We start from the raw sequence: 18,552 nt of genomic DNA, 5'->3' as shown, positions 1-18,552 counted from the left end.
GCGTCAGCATGCACTGACGGGCGCATCGCCCAGCGTCCTATCGACTCATCCTCGGTGCTTTCTAGTCTGGATTTCATGCGCCGGACAACCCGAACCGGGTGAACCAGCTATCCGATCCTTTTCCGATCCTTTTCCCGGTTCCATCCTGTGTGCAACGAGCGCCGGCGTTCCAAGGAGATGGACATGAACAAACTCATCTACAGCTGCATTGCCGCATCCTGCCTCACGGCGCTTTCGGCCCATGCGCAGATGAACGCACCCACGGCACCCGCGGCCGATCCGGCGGTCGCCGAACTCAAGGCCGGCCGCGACAAGATCGCAGCCGACTACAAGGCCGACCGCGCAGCCTGCGATGCCATGAAGGACAACGCAAAGGACGTCTGCGTGGAAGAAGCCAAGGGCAAGGAAAAGATCGCCAAGGCCGAACTCGACCAGAAGGTCAGGCCCAGCGACAGCGGCGCCCGCAAGGTGGCCGAGGCCAAGGTCGAGGTGGCCTACAGCATCGCCAAGGAAAAGTGCGACGACCAGAAGGGCGACGCCAAGTCCGCGTGCATGAAGCAGGCCAAGGCCGACGAGGACAAGGGCAAGGCCGAAGTCAAGGCCATGAAGAAGTAGCGCCCGCAGCGCAGCGACAGCAGTTCCGCCGGGCATGAAGGAAGAACAGCGGCCGCCGGGTGCCGAACGCGAAGAACGCCGCGTCTTCGCGTGGGGCATCGTGGCGGCGGTGATCGCGCTGTTGGGCGCGCTCGCCTACTTCCACGTGCTCCAGAAGCGCTTCGAGGTTCCGGTGGAACTGCCGGCCACACCCACTGCGCCGACCGCACCGGGCGAAACGGCTCCCGGAACTCCCCGGGGCAGATAGCCCGGTTTCTCCAGCAGCCAGCTTGCCGGCGGCGAGCCATGGCTGCCCGTTTCAGAAAAGGATTTCCAGATGCGAAAGATCAACGATGTGATGACCCGCGACGTCGAGGTCATCAGCCCCGATGCGACCATCGCCGAAGCAGCGAAGCGCATGCGCGACGGCGACTTCGGGATGATGCCGGTGGGCGAGAACGACCGCATGGTCGGCGCGATCTCCGACCGCGACATCGCCATCCGTGGCGTGGCCGAGGGCCATGACGGCAACACCAAGGTGCGCGACGTGATGTCCGACGGCATCCGTTGGGCCTACGAGGACGACGCGGTCGACCACGCGGCGCAGATCATGGCCGAGCACCAGATCAGGCGCCTTCCGATCGTCGATCGGGACAAGCGGCTCGTCGGCATCCTCGCGCTCGCCGACGTGGCGGTGAAGGAGCGCAAGACCAAACCGGCCACCGAAGCGCTCTGCGGCATTTCGCAGCCGGTGCCGGCCTGAGTGCCGCAGTCCGGTTCCAGGCTGGCTTCGATGACTTCCCTGACAACGAAGTCCATGCTGGTGGCCGGCGCCCTGATGCTGTGCGCCGGACCGGCCGCCGCGCAGCCCGCGGCAGGGCAGCGGCCGCCGGCCGGCACCGGCGAAGCTCAGCCCGGCGCAGACCCGGCAATCATCGTGAAGCCGCCCGGCAACGGCGATCCGCGGCTGGTGAAGCCCGCTCCGCCGCACAGAGACCAGGGCCTGATCGAGAAGCCGCCCGCGGATGCCGTGCCGGGCGAGCGCGATCGCACCAAGCCCCGCGCCGGCCCTCCCCCGCGGTCACGCGCGGACCGCCCATGCAAGGGGTCCACCGAGGATTGCAGGCGGTGAAGCAAGTCACGTCCACAGGAGCTCCCGCAGATGAAGTTCAAGATTCTCAACAAGCAGCCCGAGCGGACCATCGCTCTCGTGTTCGAAAAGGGCGACGACGTCATCCCCATCCTCGAGAGATTCGCGAAAGAGCACGCACTGACCGCCAGCCGCTTCAGCGCCATCGGCGCGCTGCGGTCCGCCGAACTCGGGTATTTCGACTGGGAGCGCAAGGACTACGAGCGCATTCCGGTCGATGAACAGGTCGAGGTGCTTTCGCTCAACGGCGACATCGCACTGGATGGCGACCGGCCCAAGGTGCACGCGCATGCGGTGCTGGGGCGGCGCGGCGGCAGCACCATCGGCGGCCACGTGCTGCAGGCCACGGTGCAGCCCACGCTGGAGGTGCTGCTGGTCGAATCGCCAGGCTACCTGCGCAAGACCTGCGACCGCGAAACGGGGCTGGCGCTGATCGACGTCGACGCCTGAGCGGCGTCATTCGCCCTCGTCCTTCGAATCGTCCTTCGCCTCGTCCTTCGGTTTCTTCGCCTGGATGTCCTCGGTCCACGCCGCCACGTCCTCCTGCGTCATGCCGCTGGCCGGGGTGAGGCGCATGTCCACGTAGCCCATCTGGCGCACGTCGGGCAGGTACTGCTCGCGCGAGAGCAGGGTGCCGGCGCAGACGTGGTCTTCCGGATGCGGCGCCTCGCGCATCTCGTCGGCGAGGCGGCCGATCAGGCGGGCGACCAGCCATGCGGGAATGCGGTGGCGCTCGCCGGGATAGATGTAGCCGAACAGCGTCACGTGGGCCATCAGCACCCGCCAGTGCACGCCGAAGCGCTCCAGCAGGCCGGCCCAGTCGAGGCGCTCCGCGCACGCGAGCATCAGGTGGGCGATGTCGCCTCCGTCGAAGCGCTCGCGCTCCATGATGAAAGCCTTGGACAGCACGCAGTCCTCGGCATTGGCAACGAGCACCGGCACGCCCAGGACATCGGCACTGCAGTTGCCCCTGAACCAGCGCTCGTCCACCGGGAACAGGCCGTTGCCCGAATTGAAGATCAGGTCGATGAACTCGCGGCCGTCGTGCACCTTGGCCAGCCAGTGCGGGTGGCGCATCTCGGCGCGCCAGCCGTACTTCTGCAGCAATAGCTGCGCGATGCGCTCGTAGTCCTCGCGCCGGATGAAGAGGTCCAGATCCTTGGTCGGGCGGCGGATGCCCGTGTAGCAGGCCTGGGCGAAAGTGCCGCCCACCAGAAAGGGAATTCCGGCGCTGGCAAGCGCGCGCAAGGTCCGCCGGTAGAAGTCGGCCACGCGGGGATCGACCTCCTCCTCGAGCGAAGGCGCGAGAGCGGGAGCAGCAACTGCTGCTGCGGCAACTGCAACGGCCGGGTGATCCATGTCGGGCAGCGTAGGTACCGCGAGCGAACCCGGGCCCGGCGCGAACGGCCCCATCGAACGTCGGCCGGCACCTACAGGCGCAGCGGGATGGGGCCGATGAGCATGCATCGCGTGCTGGCGCAGGCTGGCATCGCCATGGCTCATCCCAAGTCTTCTTCTCACGTCCGCTTCGCCGCGGTGGGCGATCTCCATGTTCATCGCGACTCTGCAGGCTCGCTGCACGGCTTCTTCGCGCAGGCCGCCGACGAGGCCGACGCGCTGCTTCTGTGCGGCGACCTCACCGACTATGGCACCGCGGAGGAAGCCAGGATCCTCGCCGCGGAACTGAGCGGCGTGTCCGTTCCCATCGTCGCCGTGCTGGGCAACCACGATTTCGAATCCGGCACACCGGGGCAGGTGGTGGAGGTGCTGGCCCAGGCCGGCGTGCGCGTGCTCGACGGTTCCATCTGCGAGATCGAGGGAGTGGGCATCGCCGGAGTCAAGGGTTTCGGCGGCGGCTTCGGGCGCGGCTCGCTCGGCGCATGGGGCGAGCCGGCGATCAAGCTCTTCGTGCAGGAAGCGCTGAACGAAGCGATGAAGCTCGAGTCGGCGCTCGCCAAGTTGCGCACCCGGCGCCGCATCGCGCTGCTGCATTACTCGCCCATCGTCGGCACGGTGCAGGGCGAGCCGGTGGAGATCTTTCCTTTTCTCGGCAGCAGCCGGCTCGAAGAGCCGCTGCTGCGCTATCCGATGGATGCCGTGTTCCACGGCCACGCGCACCGCGGCACGCTGCAGGCGCGCACCATCAACGACGTGCCGGTCTACAACGTGGCGAGGCCGCTGCTGCTGCGCAGCCGGCCGGGCGAGCCGCCATATTTTCTGTACGAGCTGCCGCGCGAGGCAGCCGAAGAAGCGGCACCGCCCCCCGCCGCCTGACCTGGCGTTCAACAACGGGCGCGGCTGCCGGCCACGTCCCCGTCTGCCAGCCTGTCCCGTGCCCGGGAATACCCTCTGACGCGCTCCTTGCTACCTTGCCTACATTTCTTGCATGCAAGAAATGGCATTGCTTGCATGCAAAAACCAGGCAAGACAAACAGCAGGTAGACAGACAGGAGACACCCCATGCCCCGCTTCGCCAAGTCGCTTTTCGGTCAGGTGGTCATCGCGCTGGTGCTCGGCGTGCTCGGGGGGCTGCTGGCTCCCGAGTACGCCGTCAAGCTCAAGCCGCTCGGTGACGGGTTCATCAAGCTGATCAAGATGATCATCCCGGTGCTGGTGTTCTGCGTGGTGGTGCATGGCATCGCCGGCGCGGGAGACCTCAAGCGCGTGGGCCGGGTGGGCGTGAAGTCGCTCATCTACTTCGAGGTGCTGACGACCATCGCGCTGGCCATGGGCCTGGTGCTGGCCTTCGTGTTCCAGCCGGGCACGGGCATGAACGTCGACCCGTCGAAGCTCGACCCGGCCGCGATGAGCGCCTATGCCTCGAACGCCGACAAGCTCACGAGCGGCGGCACGGTCGAGTTCCTGATGAAGCTCATCCCGACGACGGTGGTGAACGCCTTCGCCACCGGCGACGTGCTGCAGGTGCTGCTGTTCGCGGTGCTCTTCGGCTGCGCGCTCACGCTGCTGGGCGATCGCGGCAAGCCGGTGGCGGCGGTGATCGACGCAACGTCGCTGGTGCTCTTCAAGATCATGGGCATCATCATCAAGCTGGCGCCGCTGGGCGTGCTGGGTGCCATCGCGTTCACGGTGGGCCAATACGGCATCGGCTCGCTCAAGCAACTGGGCATGCTGGTGGCGCTCTTCTACGGCGCAGTGCTGGTCTTCGTGTTCGTGGTGCTGGGGCTGGTGATGCGCATGTCGGGCTTCAGCCTGATCAAGCTGCTGCGCTACCTGCGCGAGGAGCTCACCATCGTTTTTGCGACCACCTCTTCCGACAGCGTGCTGCCGCAGGTCATGGCCAAGCTGCGCCGCATGGGCATCCGCGATTCGACGGTGGGCCTGGTGATTCCCACGGGCTACTCGTTCAACCTCGACGCCTTCTCGATCTACATCACGCTGGCGGCCGTGTTCATCGCACAGGCCACCAACACGCCGATCTCGATGGCCGACCTGCTGACCATTCTGGCAATCGCGCTGGTCACCTCCAAGGGCGCCCACGGCGTGCCCGGCTCGGCCATCGTGGTGCTCGCGGCCACGCTGCACGCGATTCCGGCGATTCCCGCCATCGGGCTGGTGCTGGTGCTGTCGGTCGACTGGTTCATGGGCATCGCCCGCGCGCTGGGCAACCTGATCGGCAACTGCGTGGCGACCGTCGCCATCGCCGCCTGGGAAGGCGACATCGACCGCGAACGCGCCCACGCGGTGCTCGACGGCAACTATTCGCCCGACGACGAGCCGCTGGCCGAAGCCGAATCCGGGGCCAGGCCCGTGGTAAACACCGCGGCACACTAATTGATAGAGAAAGAAGCCGGACCATCAACATGCCCGCCCCCGACGTCAGCCCCACCGTCATCGCCGAACGCGTCGTCGAGGCCATCCTCGCGCAGAAGCTCGCGCCGGGCGAACGGCTGGGCGAGCAGGCGCTGGCGGAGAACTTCTCGGTAAGCCGCACCATGGTGCGCGAGGCGCTGATGCAACTGCAGGCACGCGGTTTCGTCGAAGTGCAGTCGCGCCGCGGCTGGTATGTGGTGGAGCCCTCGGCCGAGGAAGCGCGCGACGCCTTCTCGGCCCGGCGCATCGTCGAGGCCGGCATCCTCGAGGCCAGCGAAGGCCGGCCGCTCGCGAAGGTGATCCGCAAGCTGCGCGACCACATCGCCGACGAACAACGCGCCATCGAGGGCGCCGACGCCGCCACCCGCGCTTTCCTGCTGGCCGACTTCCACGTCTGCCTGGCCGAGCAGATGGGGCACCAGCTGCTGGTCGACGTGCTGCGCGACCTCACGGCACGCACCACGCTGGCGGCCACGCTTTACCAGTCCAAGCATGAAGCCGGGCAGTCGTGCGCGGAGCACGGCGCCATCGTCGCGGCGCTGGAGGCCGGGGACACGGCCGGGGCGCGGCGGCTGATGCTGGAGCACATCGGCAATGTCGAACGAGCGTTGGAAGTGGATGCTGCGGCCGAGCCGGATGCGACCAGCCGGCTGAAGGTCACGCTGGCGCCGGTGGCGCTGCCGCGCGCGCGGCGGTGAGACGCTTTCGGCCACGCACATTCGCGGTGCCGGTGCGGCCGGAGGTCGATAGAAACAAGTCGGCCTGACAGCCGGTCGCAATACTGATGTCGGCTGCAGTGCGGTCCCTTCGTTTTATTCCGACACCAGTCCTGAGCGGAATAGCTTTCGAAAATCTGCCCTACCAGATTCTCTCTGCACGCCGGTTAACCGGTTGTCGGTCAAAGCCAGTTGGATCAATTCAATTGAACGGATTCCGCGCAAAAAATCAATCGAAATTTCCATCTTCGAAATGCATATGCTCTTGCGCTGCACTCGAAAATTTTCCAATGAACTCAGGGGTCGAATCCCTCCCTGACCTCACTTTGAAATTGCCGATTTCAATCGCCCACTCATAAACCGAAATTCCCACTGGATATTTAGTCAAAACACCAGTTAATCTATTCTTTTTTATCCAACCCAAAGCATCTTCCTTGACATCAAAAACCGCTGCAGGGAATTTTGCGTTCACCCCACTGAAAACCCAAACCTCCTTAAGTCCAGTCATACACATTCCTCGGGTAAATTTTCCGTCTCCTCGCCGTTGCGGCTACGCTCGATCAGATGCATCGCTTCTCTCACCTGTAGCGGCTGCCCGATTAAAGGCGAGTGTCAATGCTGTGACGCCCATAGACTATTTCCACATCAGACCCAAAGCCTCTTGGCGACAGCAAACGCCCCGTCAGCTTTTCGTAGAGCGATCGCAAGTAGCCCGGTTTGTCTTCCACTTCATCTAGAGGCACCTCATGAGGCACCACGGCGCGCCAGTATTTTTCGATATTGCCCGATGACAGAATGAACTCAATAGCATCCAGTACTCGCTGTTGGCTCTCCGGTCCGAAATGCTCGAAGTCGGCCTTCATCACATCAAGCAGATTGGCGCGGCAGCCACCATCGTTGATATAGAAATCATCCAGCTCGTCATCGCTCATGACGTGCAAGCAGTAGTTCAATTTGGAAATGTAGTCAGGGAAGATCTGCATGCTTAAGGCGTTGGAAGCTGCGGGAATGCCGTTCGAATTTCTCCGTTTTCACCTCGATAAACGGTTGCTTGTGTAGTCGTTTCGGGACACCCTCTGCCGCTTTTTATCCCTCACCTATCAACGCCCCGCGAACGAGCAAGGCTCATGGGTGCAATGAACACTGTCACCCCACGAACAACGCCGCAGAACAAAATCTTCAATAATTCTAATTTCTTGATTTGGCCTGTATCAGCTTCCCCAAAGCGACATGAAGATCAGAGCGTACCGAATCAGAAAACTTCAAATCATTTCCTGACGCAAGAAACTCCCCCACACCGGAACATAGGGCATTCAAGAAATCAATTTTTTTGCAGGTCATTTTTAATCCTTTTTTCTGCGAAATCTCAAGCACACTTCCTTTGGATTTAAAGTAAACCGAAAAAGAAGAATCCACTCCTACAAAATTGGAGTCGCCACGCGCACCATTCAGCCCCAAAACCCCAAACATCAAATCAGAAAGTGCTATATAAATCATCATCAAATTTTGAGAACTTCCTTGAGATGATATTTTTTTACCTTCAGCTTCGATCAGGATATCTCCCATATCAAAACCTCCAGGCGCGGAGTCTGGATCTATCCTAGAAAACGAAACCTTCATCTTCACTCACTCTCCACCGGAAAAGCGGTAATTTCCCTATTTCCATCCTTTGAATCAAAGATGGCTCGATAGCGTGTTCTCTTACCATTTACGGTCGTTCTTTTTTCATATGCTTGAATTGTTCGAGCAGGATCGCTGGTTCTCGATCCTTTTTGCACAAGCAACTCACAAAGACATTGAACTTGCGCTCTTGTTGTACCCGGTGCAAAAAGGTAGCCAGGGCCATCGGGTGAGTTTCCTGTGATATGCCGCTCGTCGATATGCTGCCAACCTTCTTTGTGGTTTCCATCTTCGATTCTGGGTGTTTGCGTCTTTTTCCTGCCTGCAGCCCAAGAGGATCTACCCAGCCAATGGGACTAGGAGCAAAGAGATGAAGGTTGAATCCGCCAGAAAGCTTGATCGGGTCGCCGGAAACAAATCGACCTGACAGTGGGTCGTAGTACCGATACCGGTTGTAATGCAGCCCCGTCTCTTCATCCCAGTACTTGAAAGCGGATGGAGTTTCGAAAGCCAGCCCGCCGTCCAGCCTCACTGATCGCCTGCCGCGCCTCCCCCCAAGCTCGCCGACCACGCCACACGCCCCTCATGATCCGTCAGCTCTTGCGGCGTGCCCAAATGGTCGCACTGGTAGAAGGCGATTTCTTCCTCGCTGAACGGCGCAGGTGCTCGGTTCTGTTCTCCGTTCCATAACAGGTCCAGCTCGATGGCGAAGCGTTCGCCTTTGTCGGCCCTCAACGCTCTCGCATCTGTCGTCCGGCTCAACCCAACTGCTTGGGCCTTGCCGGATCAGCGCCAGCGGCACGAATAAGTCAGGTTCTTGGATGCAATGGACGCCGATTATTGACATCAGCCTTCAAACCTAAATCCGAAGATGCCATTCGAAAGGAAATATTGCCCCCCATGATTTGTAGATCAAAAATCTCACAAGCAGCACTCTTATGATTCTTAGAAATCACAAAAAAACCCATGCTTGCAAATTTCAAATCCATCTCATCAACCGCTGAAAATTGCTGAGACTCAACGAGTAGCTCATACTCCAAAAATATGGCTTTATATTTTTCAAAAGAATCATTTGGAGAAAATTTTCCAATATAGATTCCATTCTCCAAAGAATTAATCGATATGACTCCCAAGTCAACAAAAGCAAAATCCAAAAGATCAAAATTCATTTCTTCAGAGGACATGATGTTTGAACTCCAAGTGCGCTGGAAAGACTTCGAAGATTCTCATCGTTGAACCCTTCAGTACCATGTGGGTGCACTATTCGCGCATGATTTGGAAATTTGCCTGTTGGGTCAGAGATAACATCGAAGCCGGAATTTCTTATTTGATCTGAAGTTCCAGAGGCTATAGTACCTGCAGCTTGCTGCAGTCCTGTCGCCCGAGGAAAAGCATCTCTCATCTGAGTTGATGCCGTGCAGGGGCAGCAGCTGTGAAGCACCGAAATTCCTGGCGGATTCAGATTTTTCTCGCCAGGTTTTAGCCGCAAATTCTCTATCGAATTACCACCAATACGATTGACAGACGTTCCATTCGGGATGGATTTCCCAACCAGACCCAACGGATCAATCCATTCGAGCGGGTTCGGCGCGTAATGTTGGAGATTGATTCCACCCGCCAATTTGATCGGATCGCTGCTTACGAACCTCCCTACCAGCGGATCGTAATAGCGATACCGGTTGTAATGCAGCCCCGTCTCTTCATCCCAGTACTGACCTTGAAAGCGGATGGAGTTTCGAAAGCCAGCCCGCCGTCCAGCCTCACTGATCGCCTGCCTCGCCTCCCCCCAAGCCTTGTAGCTCGCCGACCACGCCACGCGCCCCTCATGATCCGTCAGCTCCTGCGGCGTGCCCAGATGGTCACACTGGTAGAAGGCGATTTCCTCTTTGCTGAACGGCGCAGGTGTTCGGCTCTGCTCCCCGTTCCATAGCGGGTCCAGCTCGATGTCGTAGCGCCCGCCGTTGTCGGCCATCAGTGCCTTCACATCCGTAGTCCGGCTCAACACGACGGCTTGGGCCTGCCGGATCTGCACCAGCGGCACGAACGAGCCGGGTTCATGGATGTAGTGAACGCTGTCGCCAAGCCAGCCACCCTCCTGCCAGCCCTCGGCGCTCTGCGTGCTCTCGAACGCCAGCGTATCGCCGTCCCAGCCGAACAAGGTGCACGCATGCCGTGTGCGCTTGGCGATGCGCCGGCCCAGCGGGTCATAGCTGAAGCTTGTGGTTTCGCCGAAGGTCTCGGCGCTTCGCATCCGGTTGTAGCCGTCCCAGGTGAACACCGTCTTTTCGCCGTTGCGGCTGCGCTCGATCAGGTTGCCGCGCTCATCCCACTTGTAGCGCGTGCCGGCGTAGTCCTTCAGCAGGTTGTCCATCAGCTTGCCGGCCATGCTGCGACCATCGCTACCCGAGCGAACGGCAACACGATTGGTGACGCGGCTCGCCGGCTGCACGGTGCCTTCCGCGTCTGGAGACGGGTTGCCGATGTTCCCCGCTGGATCGAACGCGAACGTCTCCCGTCCCAACCGGCTGTTGGCTTCTAGCAGTCGCCCTACCGGGTCGTAGCGATAGCTGAGGTTGCCGCGCCGGCTGTCGCCGATGGCGATCAGCTGGCCGGCCTTGTCGTATTGGTAGCTGCGGCGAATGCCGGTGGCTCCGAGGGCGCCGCGCCTGGTCTGGGAGAGCTGCTGCTCCAGCAATCGGCCGGCCGGGTCGTAGTGCTGCTCCTGTGTGAGTCCGTTGCCCTGCGCGCGCGCAATCTCGCGATGCAGGTCGTCGCGCTCGAAGCCCAGGATCTCCTGACCGTCGACGAGCAATCCATGCACGTGGCCGGAGCCATAGGTGAGCCACTGAGTCACATGACCGTCTGGGCGGATGGTCGCGACGCGCTGGTTGAGTTCGTCGTAGCCGTGCTGCCAGACTGCCGTGCGGGCGCCTTGCAGGTAGTGCTGATGCTCGCGCGTCAGGTTGCCCGCGGGGTCGTAGAACCATTGCAGCCTGGCGTCGCTGTTGCCGGCTTCGACCAAGCGGCCGTTCCGATCGTAGGCGAAGCTCTCTGCATCGCCGCCGGCGCTGCGCTCGATCAGGCGGCCGATCGGATCGAATTGCAGCAGCGTGGTGTGCTCGCCCTCAGCCACTTCCGACAGCACCCCCGTGGACTCTTCATAGCCGTACCGTGTGGTCTTGCGGTCGAAGCCCACTTCTTCCAGCAGACGGCCCACGGGGTCATAACGGAAGTCGTAGCGGCTGCCGTTCTCGTTATGCAGTTCGCTCAAGCGTCCGAGCAGGTCCCAGCGGTACTTGAGCGTATGCCCCGCCGCGTCGATGCGCCGGGACACGAGGCCGGAGCGCGTGTAGTCGTAGCTCGTCCTGCGCCCCAGCGCATCGGTGTGCGCCAGCAGGCGCCCTTCTGCGTCATGGACGAAGTGCTCGCTGGTGTTGTCCGGCAGGATGATCTCCTCGAGCCGGCCCGTTCGGTTGGCGTTCGCTGCGGCGGCAGCCTTCCCTCGTTCGTTCGCGCTCGTGTAGCGATACCGGGTGCCCTGGCTCATGGCATCGGTCGCCTTGACCAGGCGTCCCTGCTCGTCGTACTCCCACCGCGTGGTCTTGCCCGAGCAATCGGTGTGGCTGGCAAGCTGGCCCGCCGGCGTGTAGGTCAGCGTCTTGACGCCGCCCTTCGCATCGGTGATTCGCACGGGCCGGCCGGCCTTGTCGTAGGCGTATGCGGTCTTGTGCCCCAGCGGGTCGATCTCTTCGACGAGGTTGCCGTCGGCGTCGTAGTCGCGCTTCCAGACACCGCCCTCGGCATCGCGCAGGCCCGTCATGCGTCCGCGCTCGTCGTGCGCGAAGTGCACCTGGCTGCCGTCGGCCCGCGTGTGGGTCCGCAGGTTGCCGTCGGCGTCGTAGCTGAAGTCGTCGGTGCTGCCGTCGGTGTGGACATGGCGCGTGATGTTCTTCGCCTCATCGCGAAAGAACCACTCCTGGCGCTTGTCGGGATGGATGATCCGGTAGGTGTAGCCGAGGATGTCGTAGTAGTACCAGGTCTCGCCGCCGAGCGCATCAGTTGCATAGGTCAGGCGGATGTTCCTGTCCCACTCGAGCCTGAGGGCGAAGCTCCCGTCATCGCTCCACTCGCGAACCGCCCTGGCATCGACGCCGGTGCCGTCGTACTCGAGGTTGATGCCCCGGCCCGTGCGGTCGGTGTACCGGGTCACGAGATGGTGGCTGTAGCTGTAGTTCCAGGTCTCGCCGTTTTCGTCCTGGGCCGCGACGAGGTCGCCTTCGGCGCCGTGCACATAGCCGGCGAGTTGTCGCACGACCTGGCCGCCCTTGATCTCCCACAGGCTGGCGATCAATCCGCTTCTCGCATCGGGGCGAGTGCCCACATGGGCCACGGTGACATCACCCTGCTTGCTGACGATGTCGCTCAAGACCTGTTCGCCGGTGGCTGCGATCACATGGTCGTAGCGCAGGCCGATGCTGGCCTCCTTGCCGGCGTGCAGCGCGACAAGCCGGAAGTGCTGTCTGCCTTGCGTAGCGACCTTGCGGGCGGAGGTATCCACCAGCTCGTAGACCTCGCGCCAGTCGCCGGATTCGCCGCTCGATACGGGCTTGCCGAAATCCAGGGCCAACAGCCTCTCGCTCAGCCGCGTGAGCGTCACTTCTTCGATGGCATCGCGGTAGCTCCGGCCCACGGCCAGCAGCGGATAGGCATGGCTGCGGCCGTCCGCGCCGTGATAGACCAGGCTGGGCTCGCCGGCCCGCGGGCCCTGCGTCGGTGTGGCGATGTCCACGCGCGTGCTGTAGGGCGTGAGCCATCTCGCGCCGAGGGTGCCCTCGTCGAAAGCGCCAAGATTGCTGCGATAGGTGCGCGCCCAGGTGATGGGCAACGGCGCAACCAGTGTGAAGTCGACGTGGGTGAAGCTTTCGCAGCCGGTCGCCAGGCTGATGGCGAACCTGCTTGCCGAAGGGACCGTTGCGCCCGAAAGCGGGCAGTTCTTGCAGCCGGGGTCGCCGTGGGCCGGCGCCTGTACACGTACGTGCTCGACCCGGGTACCGGGCCTGCTCTTGGTTGCTTCGGCACCTGCACCTGGCGACACGATGGCCGCGCGCAGGCTCTTCTTCTGCGCCATGGCCGACAGCAGCTGGCGCAGCAGCCACATGATGCTGCCCTGCAGTTCCTGGTTGGCGAGGTCGGTCAGTTGCCTGCGGAAGTCCGCCTTCAAGGCAACCAGGCTCTCGATCACCTCGCTGACCCTGGCCCTGACGCTTTCGGGCAGGTAGGCTGCGGCCTTCCTTGCGGCGTAGTTGGCGGCGCGCCTGGCCGTGCCCTCGGAGTACTTCACCGCGCGGCGCCACATGCCGCTCCACGTGCTTTGGGTCCTGGGGTCGTAGTCGTTGGTTTCGGGGGCACCCGGCCTGGCGACGGTGAAGAGGTCCTGCCCGCCGAGCACGCGCTGAAGGATGCCGATCAGGTTGTCCAGGATGCTGTCGGAGAGCCTCGCGCAATCTTCCAGAATGCCCGAGAGCCTTGCGATGGCGCCGTCGATGAAGGTCTCCAGCTCACCGACGATGGATGCATTCAGGTGCCCCACCAGGATGGTGACGATGGTCTGGCCGAGATTCCTGGCCCCATGCAGCAGCTCCTGCCTGACGAGGTGCAGCGTGGGCCGCAGGCTCATGCGCGCAGCGGCCATGGTGGGCGGCGCTGGAATCAGGCCGATGAGATTGATGCCGAGGCTCGCCCAGTTCAGGAACCTCGTGACGGCATCGGTGGACTTCTTGTCGAGGATGGTGACGATGTCGAGAAACACATCCACCAGCGCCATGATGTTGCCCACGATGGGGATGCTGCCCAGCACCGTGGTCAGCCGGTCGAGCGTGACATAGCCGCCGGTGAAGGACCGCAGCCACTCGTCCACCGCCTTGCTCGCGGCGGCGATGTCTTCCTTGGCGATGGTGTTCAGCGGGGCGACGGCCGTCTGGGGCTCGCGCTCGGCGATGGATGTCGGTGCGGGCTGGCCTTGATGTGTGCCCGATGGTGGCCGCTGCGGCGTGCCTGGTCCCATAGTCCAGTCTCCCTGACTGCGTCTGTTTGTTTCGTGAAGATCAATTGGGAAAGAAAAGAGGCTCGGCCGCGCAATCGGGCTGCCGGCTTGCAGAGTTACGGCGCCTCTGCCGACGGGTTCTGAATCCGGACGTGCAAGACCATTGCCGAATCAATGCCTGCAGACACGACAGGAATCCCGGAGCAATTCGTGCTGCACGAATTGCAATTGCAAATTGAGCTCACGCTCACCTCCCTCTTTTATTTCTTGCAGAAAATCCTAGGACGCAAGCCGACGCGAATGCGGGCATCTGAAATAAACGAGCGGGCTTTGGTGCGATTTGTCTCGATATTCCCAACGCAGGAAAGCAGATCCTCGATCGCTCGAGCGAGCCGAAGCCGGCAAATGGGTTCTGCTGTCGCTGCGCTCGGCTACAGTCCGAGACACTTATGAACTCACCCCAACTCCAGCGCGGCGTGTTCCTCGCCCTTCTCGCCGCCGTGACCGTCGCCTTCCTCTGGGTGCTGATGCCGTTCTTCGGCGCGGTGCTGTGGGGCGTGGCGCTGGCGATCCTGTTCACGCCGCTCTACAAGCGGCTGCTGAAGAGGATGCGCGGCAAGCCCAATGCGGCGGCGCTGTCGACGCTGGCGATCTGCCTGTTCATCGTGATCCTGCCGCTGGCCATGGTGGGGGTGTCGCTGGTGCAGGAGATCGCGCTGGTCACACAGAGCATCCGCTCGGGCCAGATCAACTTCGCGGCCTACTTCCAGCAGATCCTCGACGCCTCGCCGCAGTGGCTGCTGAACCTGGTGGAGCGCTTCAACCTGGGCGACATGGCGGCATGGCAGGCACGCATCTCGGCGGCCGCCGGGCAGGCCAGCCAGATCATCGCGAGCCAGGCACTGGCCATCGGCCAGAACACTTTCGACTTCATCGTCAGCTTCTTCGTGATGCTGTACCTGCTGTACTTCCTGGTGCGCGACGGCTCCGACCTTTCCAAGCGGATGCGCGACGCGCTGCCGCTGGCCAAGCCCCACACGCACTACCTGCTGAACAAGTTCACCACCGTGATCCGCGCCACGGTCAAGGGCAACGTGGCCGTGGCGGTCGCGCAGGGCGCGCTAGGCGGGCTGGCCTTCTGGTTCCTCGGCGTGCAGGGCGCACTGCTGTGGGCGGTGCTGATGGCATTTCTTTCGCTGCTGCCGGCCGTGGGCGCGGCGCTGATCTGGGGGCCGGTGGCCATCTACTTCCTGGCCACGGGGCATTTCTGGCAAGGCGGCGTGCTGATCTTCGTGGGCGTGTTCGTCATCGGCCTGGTCGATAACATCCTGCGCCCCGTGCTGGTGGGCAAGGACACGCAGATGCCCGACTACATCGTGCTGATGTCGACCATCGGCGGCATGGCGATCTTCGGCATCAACGGCTTCGTGATCGGGCCGGTCATCGCGGCGCTGTTCATGGCGGCATGGAGCCTCTTTGCCGACTCCGGCCATGTGGGCCCAGGGCACGAGCAGGCCGAGGACGCACAGCCCAGACAAGTCGCCAAGGACGAAAAAGCCGGCTGAAGCCGGCGCCGTCCGCTCCCCGCCGCGCGCATTTCGCGCGCGCAATCCCGCATTCCGTCGCATGAGGCTGGGCGCCGCGCCCGGCCTGCGGGATCGTCGGGCCTCCAACAACCAACGAGGCCCGTCATGCAACTCCGCCTTCCCCCGTTCCGCCCCGCCGTGCGCGCCCTGTGCGCGGCCGCGATCCTCGCGCCCCTGGGCGCCCTCGCCGCCGACCTGAGCCTGAGCGTCGCCGACGGCCCGGCCGCGGACGCCACGCTCTACGTCGCGGTGTACGGCGACGCCGCCAGCTACACCGACGGCAAGCCCGTGGCCTCGCAGACCGCACCGATGCGCGAGGGCAAGGCCCGCCTGCTGTTCACCGGCCTGGCGCCCGGGCGCTACGCGCTGCGCGTGTTCGCCGACGAGAACGGCAACGGCAAGCTCGACACCAACCTCATGGGCATGCCCACCGAGCGCTACGGCTTCTCGAACGATGCCAAGGGCAACCGCGCGGCGCCCGGCTTCGACGCGGCGGCGATCAGTGTCGAGGCCGACATGCAGACAGTCATCCACCTGCACTGAAGACGAAGGGAGACAGCCATGGAACGACGCGAACTCCTGCGCCTGCTGGCTTCGGCCGGTGCCCTCCCCCTTCTGGCGCCGCTGGCGCGGGCAGCCGGCACGGCGGACGACTGGCAGGTCCAGTTCGAAGCCTCCGGCGCCCCCTGGAAGACCGGCTTCGCCACGCCCCCGAACGACTTCCCGCTCACCCGCGCCACCGTGCGCGGCCGCTTCCCCGATGCCGTCGCCGGCACACTGTTCCGCATCGGCCCGGCCGGCCATGACCTGGGCGGCGAGCGCTACCACCACTGGTTCGACGGCGACGGCATGGTGCACCGCTTCGTGATCGAGGGCACCGACGTGCGGCACCAGGGCCGCTACGTCGCCACGCCCAAGCGCGTGGCCGAGACGAAAGCGGGCCGCCGCCTGTTCGAGGCCTTCGGCACCACGCCACCGGGCGTCGAGCCGCCGACCTCGGCCGACAGCATCAACGTCGCCAACACCAGCGTGCTGCCGATGGGCGGCGAGGTGCTGGCGCTGTGGGAAGGCGGCTCGGCCACCCGCATCGACGCGAGCACGCTCGACACGCTGGGCGTGAAGACCTGGCGCCCCGATCTCGCGGGCATGCCGTTCTCGGCCCATCCCAAGATCGATCCGGACGGCACGGTGTGGAATTTCGGCGTGAGCTCCGGCCAGGGCCTGCTGGCGCTGTACGAGATCGCGCCCGAAGGCACGCTGCGTCGCGCCGCTGTGGTGCCGGTGGCCGACATGCCGATGGTCCACGACTTCGCCGTGACCGAGCGGCACCTGGTGTTCCTGCTGCCGCCGCTGGTCTACGACGGCAAGCGCAAGGAAGCCGGCGCCACCTTCCTGGATGCGCACGTCTGGCGGCCCGAACTCGGCATGCGCGCGCTGGTGGTCGACAAGCAGAACTGGGAACGCCGCCAGATGCTCGCGCTGCCGGCTGGCTTCCTGTTCCACGTCGGCAACGCCTGGGAGGAAGACACGCCGCGCGGCACGCAGATCCACATCGACTACGTGCGCTCGGAGAACTCCGATTCGGTGTTCATCAGCAACCGCGAAGTGATGCGCGCCCGCCGCGTGAAGACCACCGAGCCGCACCTGACGGTCGCCACGCTGAACCTGTCCGGGGGACGGGCCACGCAGACGGCGCTGGCGCAGGAGGCCGAGTTCCCGCGCATCGATCCGCGGCGCGTCGGCCTGCGGCATCGCCAGGTGGTGCACGCCACGCAGATCCGGCGCGACCTGCCCGGCTTCGGCGCGGTCGCGCGCACCGACGTGGAAACCGGCCGCAGCCAGCGCTTCAGCTACGGCGCGCAGACCATGGTGGAAGAGCACGTCTTCGTGCCCGACGGCTCCAGGCCCGGCTGGGTGCTGGGCACGGCCTTCGACTTCGGGCGGCAGAAGACGGTGCTCTCGTGCTTCGCGGCCGACAATCTCGCGGCAGGCCCGGTGGCGCAGGCCACGCTGCCCTATGCCCTGCCGCTGGGGCTGCACGGCGCCTTCGTGGCGGCCTGAAGCCCTCTCCGATGGTCGGCGCTCAGGCCGCCTCCCACCAGCCTTCGTCGAAGCGCCCCTGCAGGAAGGCCACGAAGCCCGACACCTTGCCCGGCACCAGCTTGGGCGAGGGGAAGACGGCGTGGATCTCCTGCTCGGGCAGCGCATGGTCGCCCAGCACCTCGCGCACCTTGCCGGCCGCCAGCGAATCGCTGGCCACGTAGCGCGGCATGAGCGCGATGCCCAGGCCGTCGCGCGCCGCTGCCAGCACGGCCGAGAGGTTGTTCGAGCGGAACCGGCCCGACACTGGCACCGTGACCGGCTCGCCGCGCGGCGTGTGCATGCGCCAGAACTCGTCGCCCACCACGCTGCTGTAGATCAGCGCCACGTGCGCGCTGAGGTCCTGCGCGCGCTTCGGCGTGCCGTGCTTCTTCAGGTAGGCGGGCGAGGCGACCATGACCCACGGATTGGCGCCCAGGTAGCGCGCGCCCAGCGACGAGTCGGCGAGCTTGCCCATGCGGATGGCCACGTCGATGCCCTGCGCGATCAGGTCCACGTAGCGGTCCTCGAAGCTCAGGTCGAGCTGCACCTGCGGATGCCGGCTCATGTATTCGAGCGCCAGCGGCACCACCACGCGACGCCCGAAGGCCACCGAGGTACCCACGCGCAGCAGGCCCTGCGCCTGGGTCTGCCGCAGCTGCACGATGCTGTCGGCCTCCTCGGCCTCGCGCACGATGGTCTTGCACTTCTCGTAGTAGAGCGCGCCCGGCTCGGTGAGGCTCACGCCGCGGGTGTTGCGGTTGAGAAGGCGCACCTTCAGCCGCTCCTCGGTGGCGGCGATCTGCTTGGTTACCGTGGGCTGCGTGGTGTTGAACTCGCGCGCGGCCTTCGAGAAGCTGCCCGTCTCGACCACGCGCACGAACATTTCCATTGCCAGCAATCTGTCCATGGGCCGGATGGTAGTCACTTATT

General features: G+C 63.9%; 20 protein-coding genes. 11 read left to right on the top strand and 9 right to left on the bottom strand.

Annotation, left to right across the window (positions count from 1 at the left end):
• The first annotated feature begins 183 nt into the window (after positions 1 to 183).
• From EJP67_RS20225 to EJP67_RS20205, 5 genes are all read left to right on the top strand, one after another.
• Positions 184 to 615, top strand: a complete 432-nt coding sequence (locus EJP67_RS20225) for a hypothetical protein (protein WP_126023483.1) — start codon at positions 184 to 186, stop codon at positions 613 to 615.
• Positions 616 to 649: 34 nt separating this feature from the next.
• Positions 650 to 862 carry a hypothetical protein gene (locus tag EJP67_RS20220; RefSeq protein WP_126023482.1) on the top strand — a complete coding sequence of 71 codons (213 nt, stop codon included), beginning with the start codon at positions 650 to 652 and terminating at the stop codon, positions 860 to 862.
• Between the two features lie 69 nt (positions 863 to 931).
• Positions 932 to 1,357, top strand: coding sequence for a CBS domain-containing protein (locus EJP67_RS20215; RefSeq protein WP_126023481.1), 426 nt, complete (start codon positions 932 to 934; stop codon positions 1,355 to 1,357).
• A 30-nt stretch (positions 1,358 to 1,387) separates the two neighbouring features.
• Complete coding sequence (locus tag EJP67_RS20210; protein ID WP_126023480.1) at positions 1,388 to 1,726, top strand: hypothetical protein; 339 nt, start codon at positions 1,388 to 1,390, stop codon at positions 1,724 to 1,726.
• 30 nt (positions 1,727 to 1,756) lie between these two features.
• Positions 1,757 to 2,194, top strand: coding sequence for a PPC domain-containing DNA-binding protein (locus EJP67_RS20205; RefSeq protein ID WP_126023479.1), 438 nt, complete (start codon positions 1,757 to 1,759; stop codon positions 2,192 to 2,194).
• Positions 2,195 to 2,200: 6 nt separating this feature from the next.
• Here the strand turns inward: EJP67_RS20205 and EJP67_RS20200 are convergent, their stop codons facing one another.
• Positions 2,201 to 3,103 (bottom strand): nucleotidyltransferase, encoded by a 903-nt coding sequence (locus EJP67_RS20200; protein ID WP_126023478.1) that lies wholly within the window; start codon positions 3,101 to 3,103, stop codon positions 2,201 to 2,203.
• Positions 3,104 to 3,199: 96 nt separating this feature from the next.
• Here EJP67_RS20200 and EJP67_RS20195 point away from each other — a divergent pair, with 96 nt between their 5' ends.
• From EJP67_RS20195 to EJP67_RS20185, 3 genes are all read left to right on the top strand, one after another.
• Positions 3,200 to 4,018, top strand: a complete 819-nt coding sequence (locus EJP67_RS20195; protein WP_240650718.1) for a metallophosphoesterase family protein — start codon at positions 3,200 to 3,202, stop codon at positions 4,016 to 4,018.
• A gap of 186 nt (positions 4,019 to 4,204) precedes the next feature.
• Complete coding sequence (locus EJP67_RS20190; protein WP_126023477.1) at positions 4,205 to 5,536, top strand: C4-dicarboxylate transporter DctA; 1,332 nt, start codon at positions 4,205 to 4,207, stop codon at positions 5,534 to 5,536.
• A gap of 29 nt (positions 5,537 to 5,565) precedes the next feature.
• Positions 5,566 to 6,273: a GntR family transcriptional regulator gene (locus EJP67_RS20185; RefSeq protein ID WP_126023476.1), complete on the top strand. Its 708-nt coding sequence runs from the start codon at positions 5,566 to 5,568 to the stop codon at positions 6,271 to 6,273.
• Positions 6,274 to 6,520: 247 nt separating this feature from the next.
• On the opposite strand, the gene EJP67_RS20180 is transcribed toward EJP67_RS20185, so the two are convergent.
• The 7 genes from EJP67_RS20180 to EJP67_RS20155 all read right to left on the bottom strand — a co-directional run bounded on the left by EJP67_RS20180 (position 6,521) and on the right by EJP67_RS20155 (position 13,975).
• Positions 6,521 to 6,799: a DUF7710 domain-containing protein gene (locus EJP67_RS20180; RefSeq protein WP_126023475.1), complete on the bottom strand. Its 279-nt coding sequence runs from the start codon at positions 6,797 to 6,799 to the stop codon at positions 6,521 to 6,523.
• Between the two features lie 91 nt (positions 6,800 to 6,890).
• On the bottom strand, positions 6,891 to 7,223 hold the full coding sequence (locus tag EJP67_RS20175; protein WP_240650717.1) for a hypothetical protein: 333 nt from the start codon (positions 7,221 to 7,223) through the stop codon (positions 6,891 to 6,893).
• 256 nt (positions 7,224 to 7,479) lie between these two features.
• Entirely contained in the window at positions 7,480 to 7,911 is a 432-nt protein-coding gene (locus EJP67_RS20170) for a hypothetical protein (protein ID WP_126023473.1), read from the bottom strand.
• An 88-nt stretch (positions 7,912 to 7,999) separates the two neighbouring features.
• Positions 8,000 to 8,443 carry an RHS repeat-associated core domain-containing protein gene (locus tag EJP67_RS33975; protein ID WP_240650716.1) on the bottom strand — a complete coding sequence of 148 codons (444 nt, stop codon included), beginning with the start codon at positions 8,441 to 8,443 and terminating at the stop codon, positions 8,000 to 8,002.
• Positions 8,440 to 8,673, bottom strand: a complete 234-nt coding sequence (locus tag EJP67_RS33970; protein ID WP_240650715.1) for an RHS domain-containing protein — start codon at positions 8,671 to 8,673, stop codon at positions 8,440 to 8,442. Before EJP67_RS33970 ends, EJP67_RS33975 begins: the two co-directional genes overlap by 4 nt.
• Positions 8,674 to 8,720: 47 nt before the next feature.
• Complete coding sequence (locus tag EJP67_RS20160) at positions 8,721 to 9,095, bottom strand: hypothetical protein (RefSeq protein ID WP_126023472.1); 375 nt, start codon at positions 9,093 to 9,095, stop codon at positions 8,721 to 8,723.
• Positions 9,077 to 13,975 (bottom strand): RHS repeat-associated core domain-containing protein, encoded by a 4,899-nt coding sequence (locus tag EJP67_RS20155; RefSeq protein ID WP_240650714.1) that lies wholly within the window; start codon positions 13,973 to 13,975, stop codon positions 9,077 to 9,079. Before EJP67_RS20155 ends, EJP67_RS20160 begins: the two co-directional genes overlap by 19 nt.
• Before the next feature lie 428 nt (positions 13,976 to 14,403).
• Between EJP67_RS20155 and EJP67_RS20150 the strand changes: the two genes are divergently transcribed.
• The 3 genes from EJP67_RS20150 (at position 14,404) to EJP67_RS20140 (ending at position 17,601) form a co-directional block, all read left to right on the top strand.
• Positions 14,404 to 15,519, top strand: a complete 1,116-nt coding sequence (locus tag EJP67_RS20150) for an AI-2E family transporter (RefSeq protein WP_126023471.1) — start codon at positions 14,404 to 14,406, stop codon at positions 15,517 to 15,519.
• Between the two features lie 126 nt (positions 15,520 to 15,645).
• Positions 15,646 to 16,083, top strand: a complete 438-nt coding sequence (locus EJP67_RS20145; RefSeq protein WP_126023470.1) for a DUF2141 domain-containing protein — start codon at positions 15,646 to 15,648, stop codon at positions 16,081 to 16,083.
• Between the two features lie 18 nt (positions 16,084 to 16,101).
• On the top strand, positions 16,102 to 17,601 hold the full coding sequence (locus tag EJP67_RS20140; protein ID WP_126023469.1) for a carotenoid oxygenase family protein: 1,500 nt from the start codon (positions 16,102 to 16,104) through the stop codon (positions 17,599 to 17,601).
• Positions 17,602 to 17,623: 22 nt separating this feature from the next.
• Here the strand turns inward: EJP67_RS20140 and EJP67_RS20135 are convergent, their stop codons facing one another.
• A complete protein-coding gene (locus EJP67_RS20135; RefSeq protein WP_126023468.1) occupies positions 17,624 to 18,529 on the bottom strand; it encodes a LysR family transcriptional regulator in 906 nt (301 codons plus the stop codon).
• Positions 18,530 to 18,552: the final 23 nt, after the last annotated feature.

Origin of the sequence: Variovorax guangxiensis (genome assembly GCF_003952165.1) — a bacterium.
GTDB classification, from domain to species: Bacteria; Pseudomonadota; Gammaproteobacteria; order Burkholderiales; family Burkholderiaceae_C; genus Variovorax; species Variovorax guangxiensis.
The sequence above is the reverse complement of the archived record's forward strand: the minus strand, read 5'-3'. Positions and strand labels throughout refer to the sequence as shown.

Bases quoted from the DNA above. Each gene is read 5' to 3' on its own strand.
- EJP67_RS20135 (WP_126023468.1), bottom strand. From the start codon at position 18,529: ATGGACAGATTGCTGGCAATGGAAATGTTCGTGCGCGTGGTCGAGACG.
- EJP67_RS20200 (WP_126023478.1), bottom strand. From the start codon at position 3,103: ATGGATCACCCGGCCGTTGCAGTTGCCGCAGCAGCAGTTGCTGCTCCC.
- EJP67_RS20210 (WP_126023480.1), top strand. From the start codon at position 1,388: ATGACTTCCCTGACAACGAAGTCCATGCTGGTGGCCGGCGCCCTGATG.
- EJP67_RS20155 (WP_240650714.1), bottom strand. From the start codon at position 13,975: ATGGGACCAGGCACGCCGCAGCGGCCACCATCGGGCACACATCAAGGC.
- EJP67_RS20160 (WP_126023472.1), bottom strand. From the start codon at position 9,095: ATGTCCTCTGAAGAAATGAATTTTGATCTTTTGGATTTTGCTTTTGTT.
- EJP67_RS20180 (WP_126023475.1), bottom strand. From the start codon at position 6,799: ATGACTGGACTTAAGGAGGTTTGGGTTTTCAGTGGGGTGAACGCAAAA.
- EJP67_RS20170 (WP_126023473.1), bottom strand. From the start codon at position 7,911: ATGAAGGTTTCGTTTTCTAGGATAGATCCAGACTCCGCGCCTGGAGGT.
- EJP67_RS20225 (WP_126023483.1), top strand. From the start codon at position 184: ATGAACAAACTCATCTACAGCTGCATTGCCGCATCCTGCCTCACGGCG.
- EJP67_RS20175 (WP_240650717.1), bottom strand. From the start codon at position 7,223: ATGAGCGATGACGAGCTGGATGATTTCTATATCAACGATGGTGGCTGC.
- EJP67_RS20215 (WP_126023481.1), top strand. From the start codon at position 932: ATGCGAAAGATCAACGATGTGATGACCCGCGACGTCGAGGTCATCAGC.
- EJP67_RS20150 (WP_126023471.1), top strand. From the start codon at position 14,404: ATGAACTCACCCCAACTCCAGCGCGGCGTGTTCCTCGCCCTTCTCGCC.
- EJP67_RS20185 (WP_126023476.1), top strand. From the start codon at position 5,566: ATGCCCGCCCCCGACGTCAGCCCCACCGTCATCGCCGAACGCGTCGTC.
- EJP67_RS20220 (WP_126023482.1), top strand. From the start codon at position 650: ATGAAGGAAGAACAGCGGCCGCCGGGTGCCGAACGCGAAGAACGCCGC.
- EJP67_RS20145 (WP_126023470.1), top strand. From the start codon at position 15,646: ATGCAACTCCGCCTTCCCCCGTTCCGCCCCGCCGTGCGCGCCCTGTGC.
- EJP67_RS20140 (WP_126023469.1), top strand. From the start codon at position 16,102: ATGGAACGACGCGAACTCCTGCGCCTGCTGGCTTCGGCCGGTGCCCTC.
- EJP67_RS20190 (WP_126023477.1), top strand. From the start codon at position 4,205: ATGCCCCGCTTCGCCAAGTCGCTTTTCGGTCAGGTGGTCATCGCGCTG.
- EJP67_RS20195 (WP_240650718.1), top strand. From the start codon at position 3,200: ATGAGCATGCATCGCGTGCTGGCGCAGGCTGGCATCGCCATGGCTCAT.
- EJP67_RS20205 (WP_126023479.1), top strand. From the start codon at position 1,757: ATGAAGTTCAAGATTCTCAACAAGCAGCCCGAGCGGACCATCGCTCTC.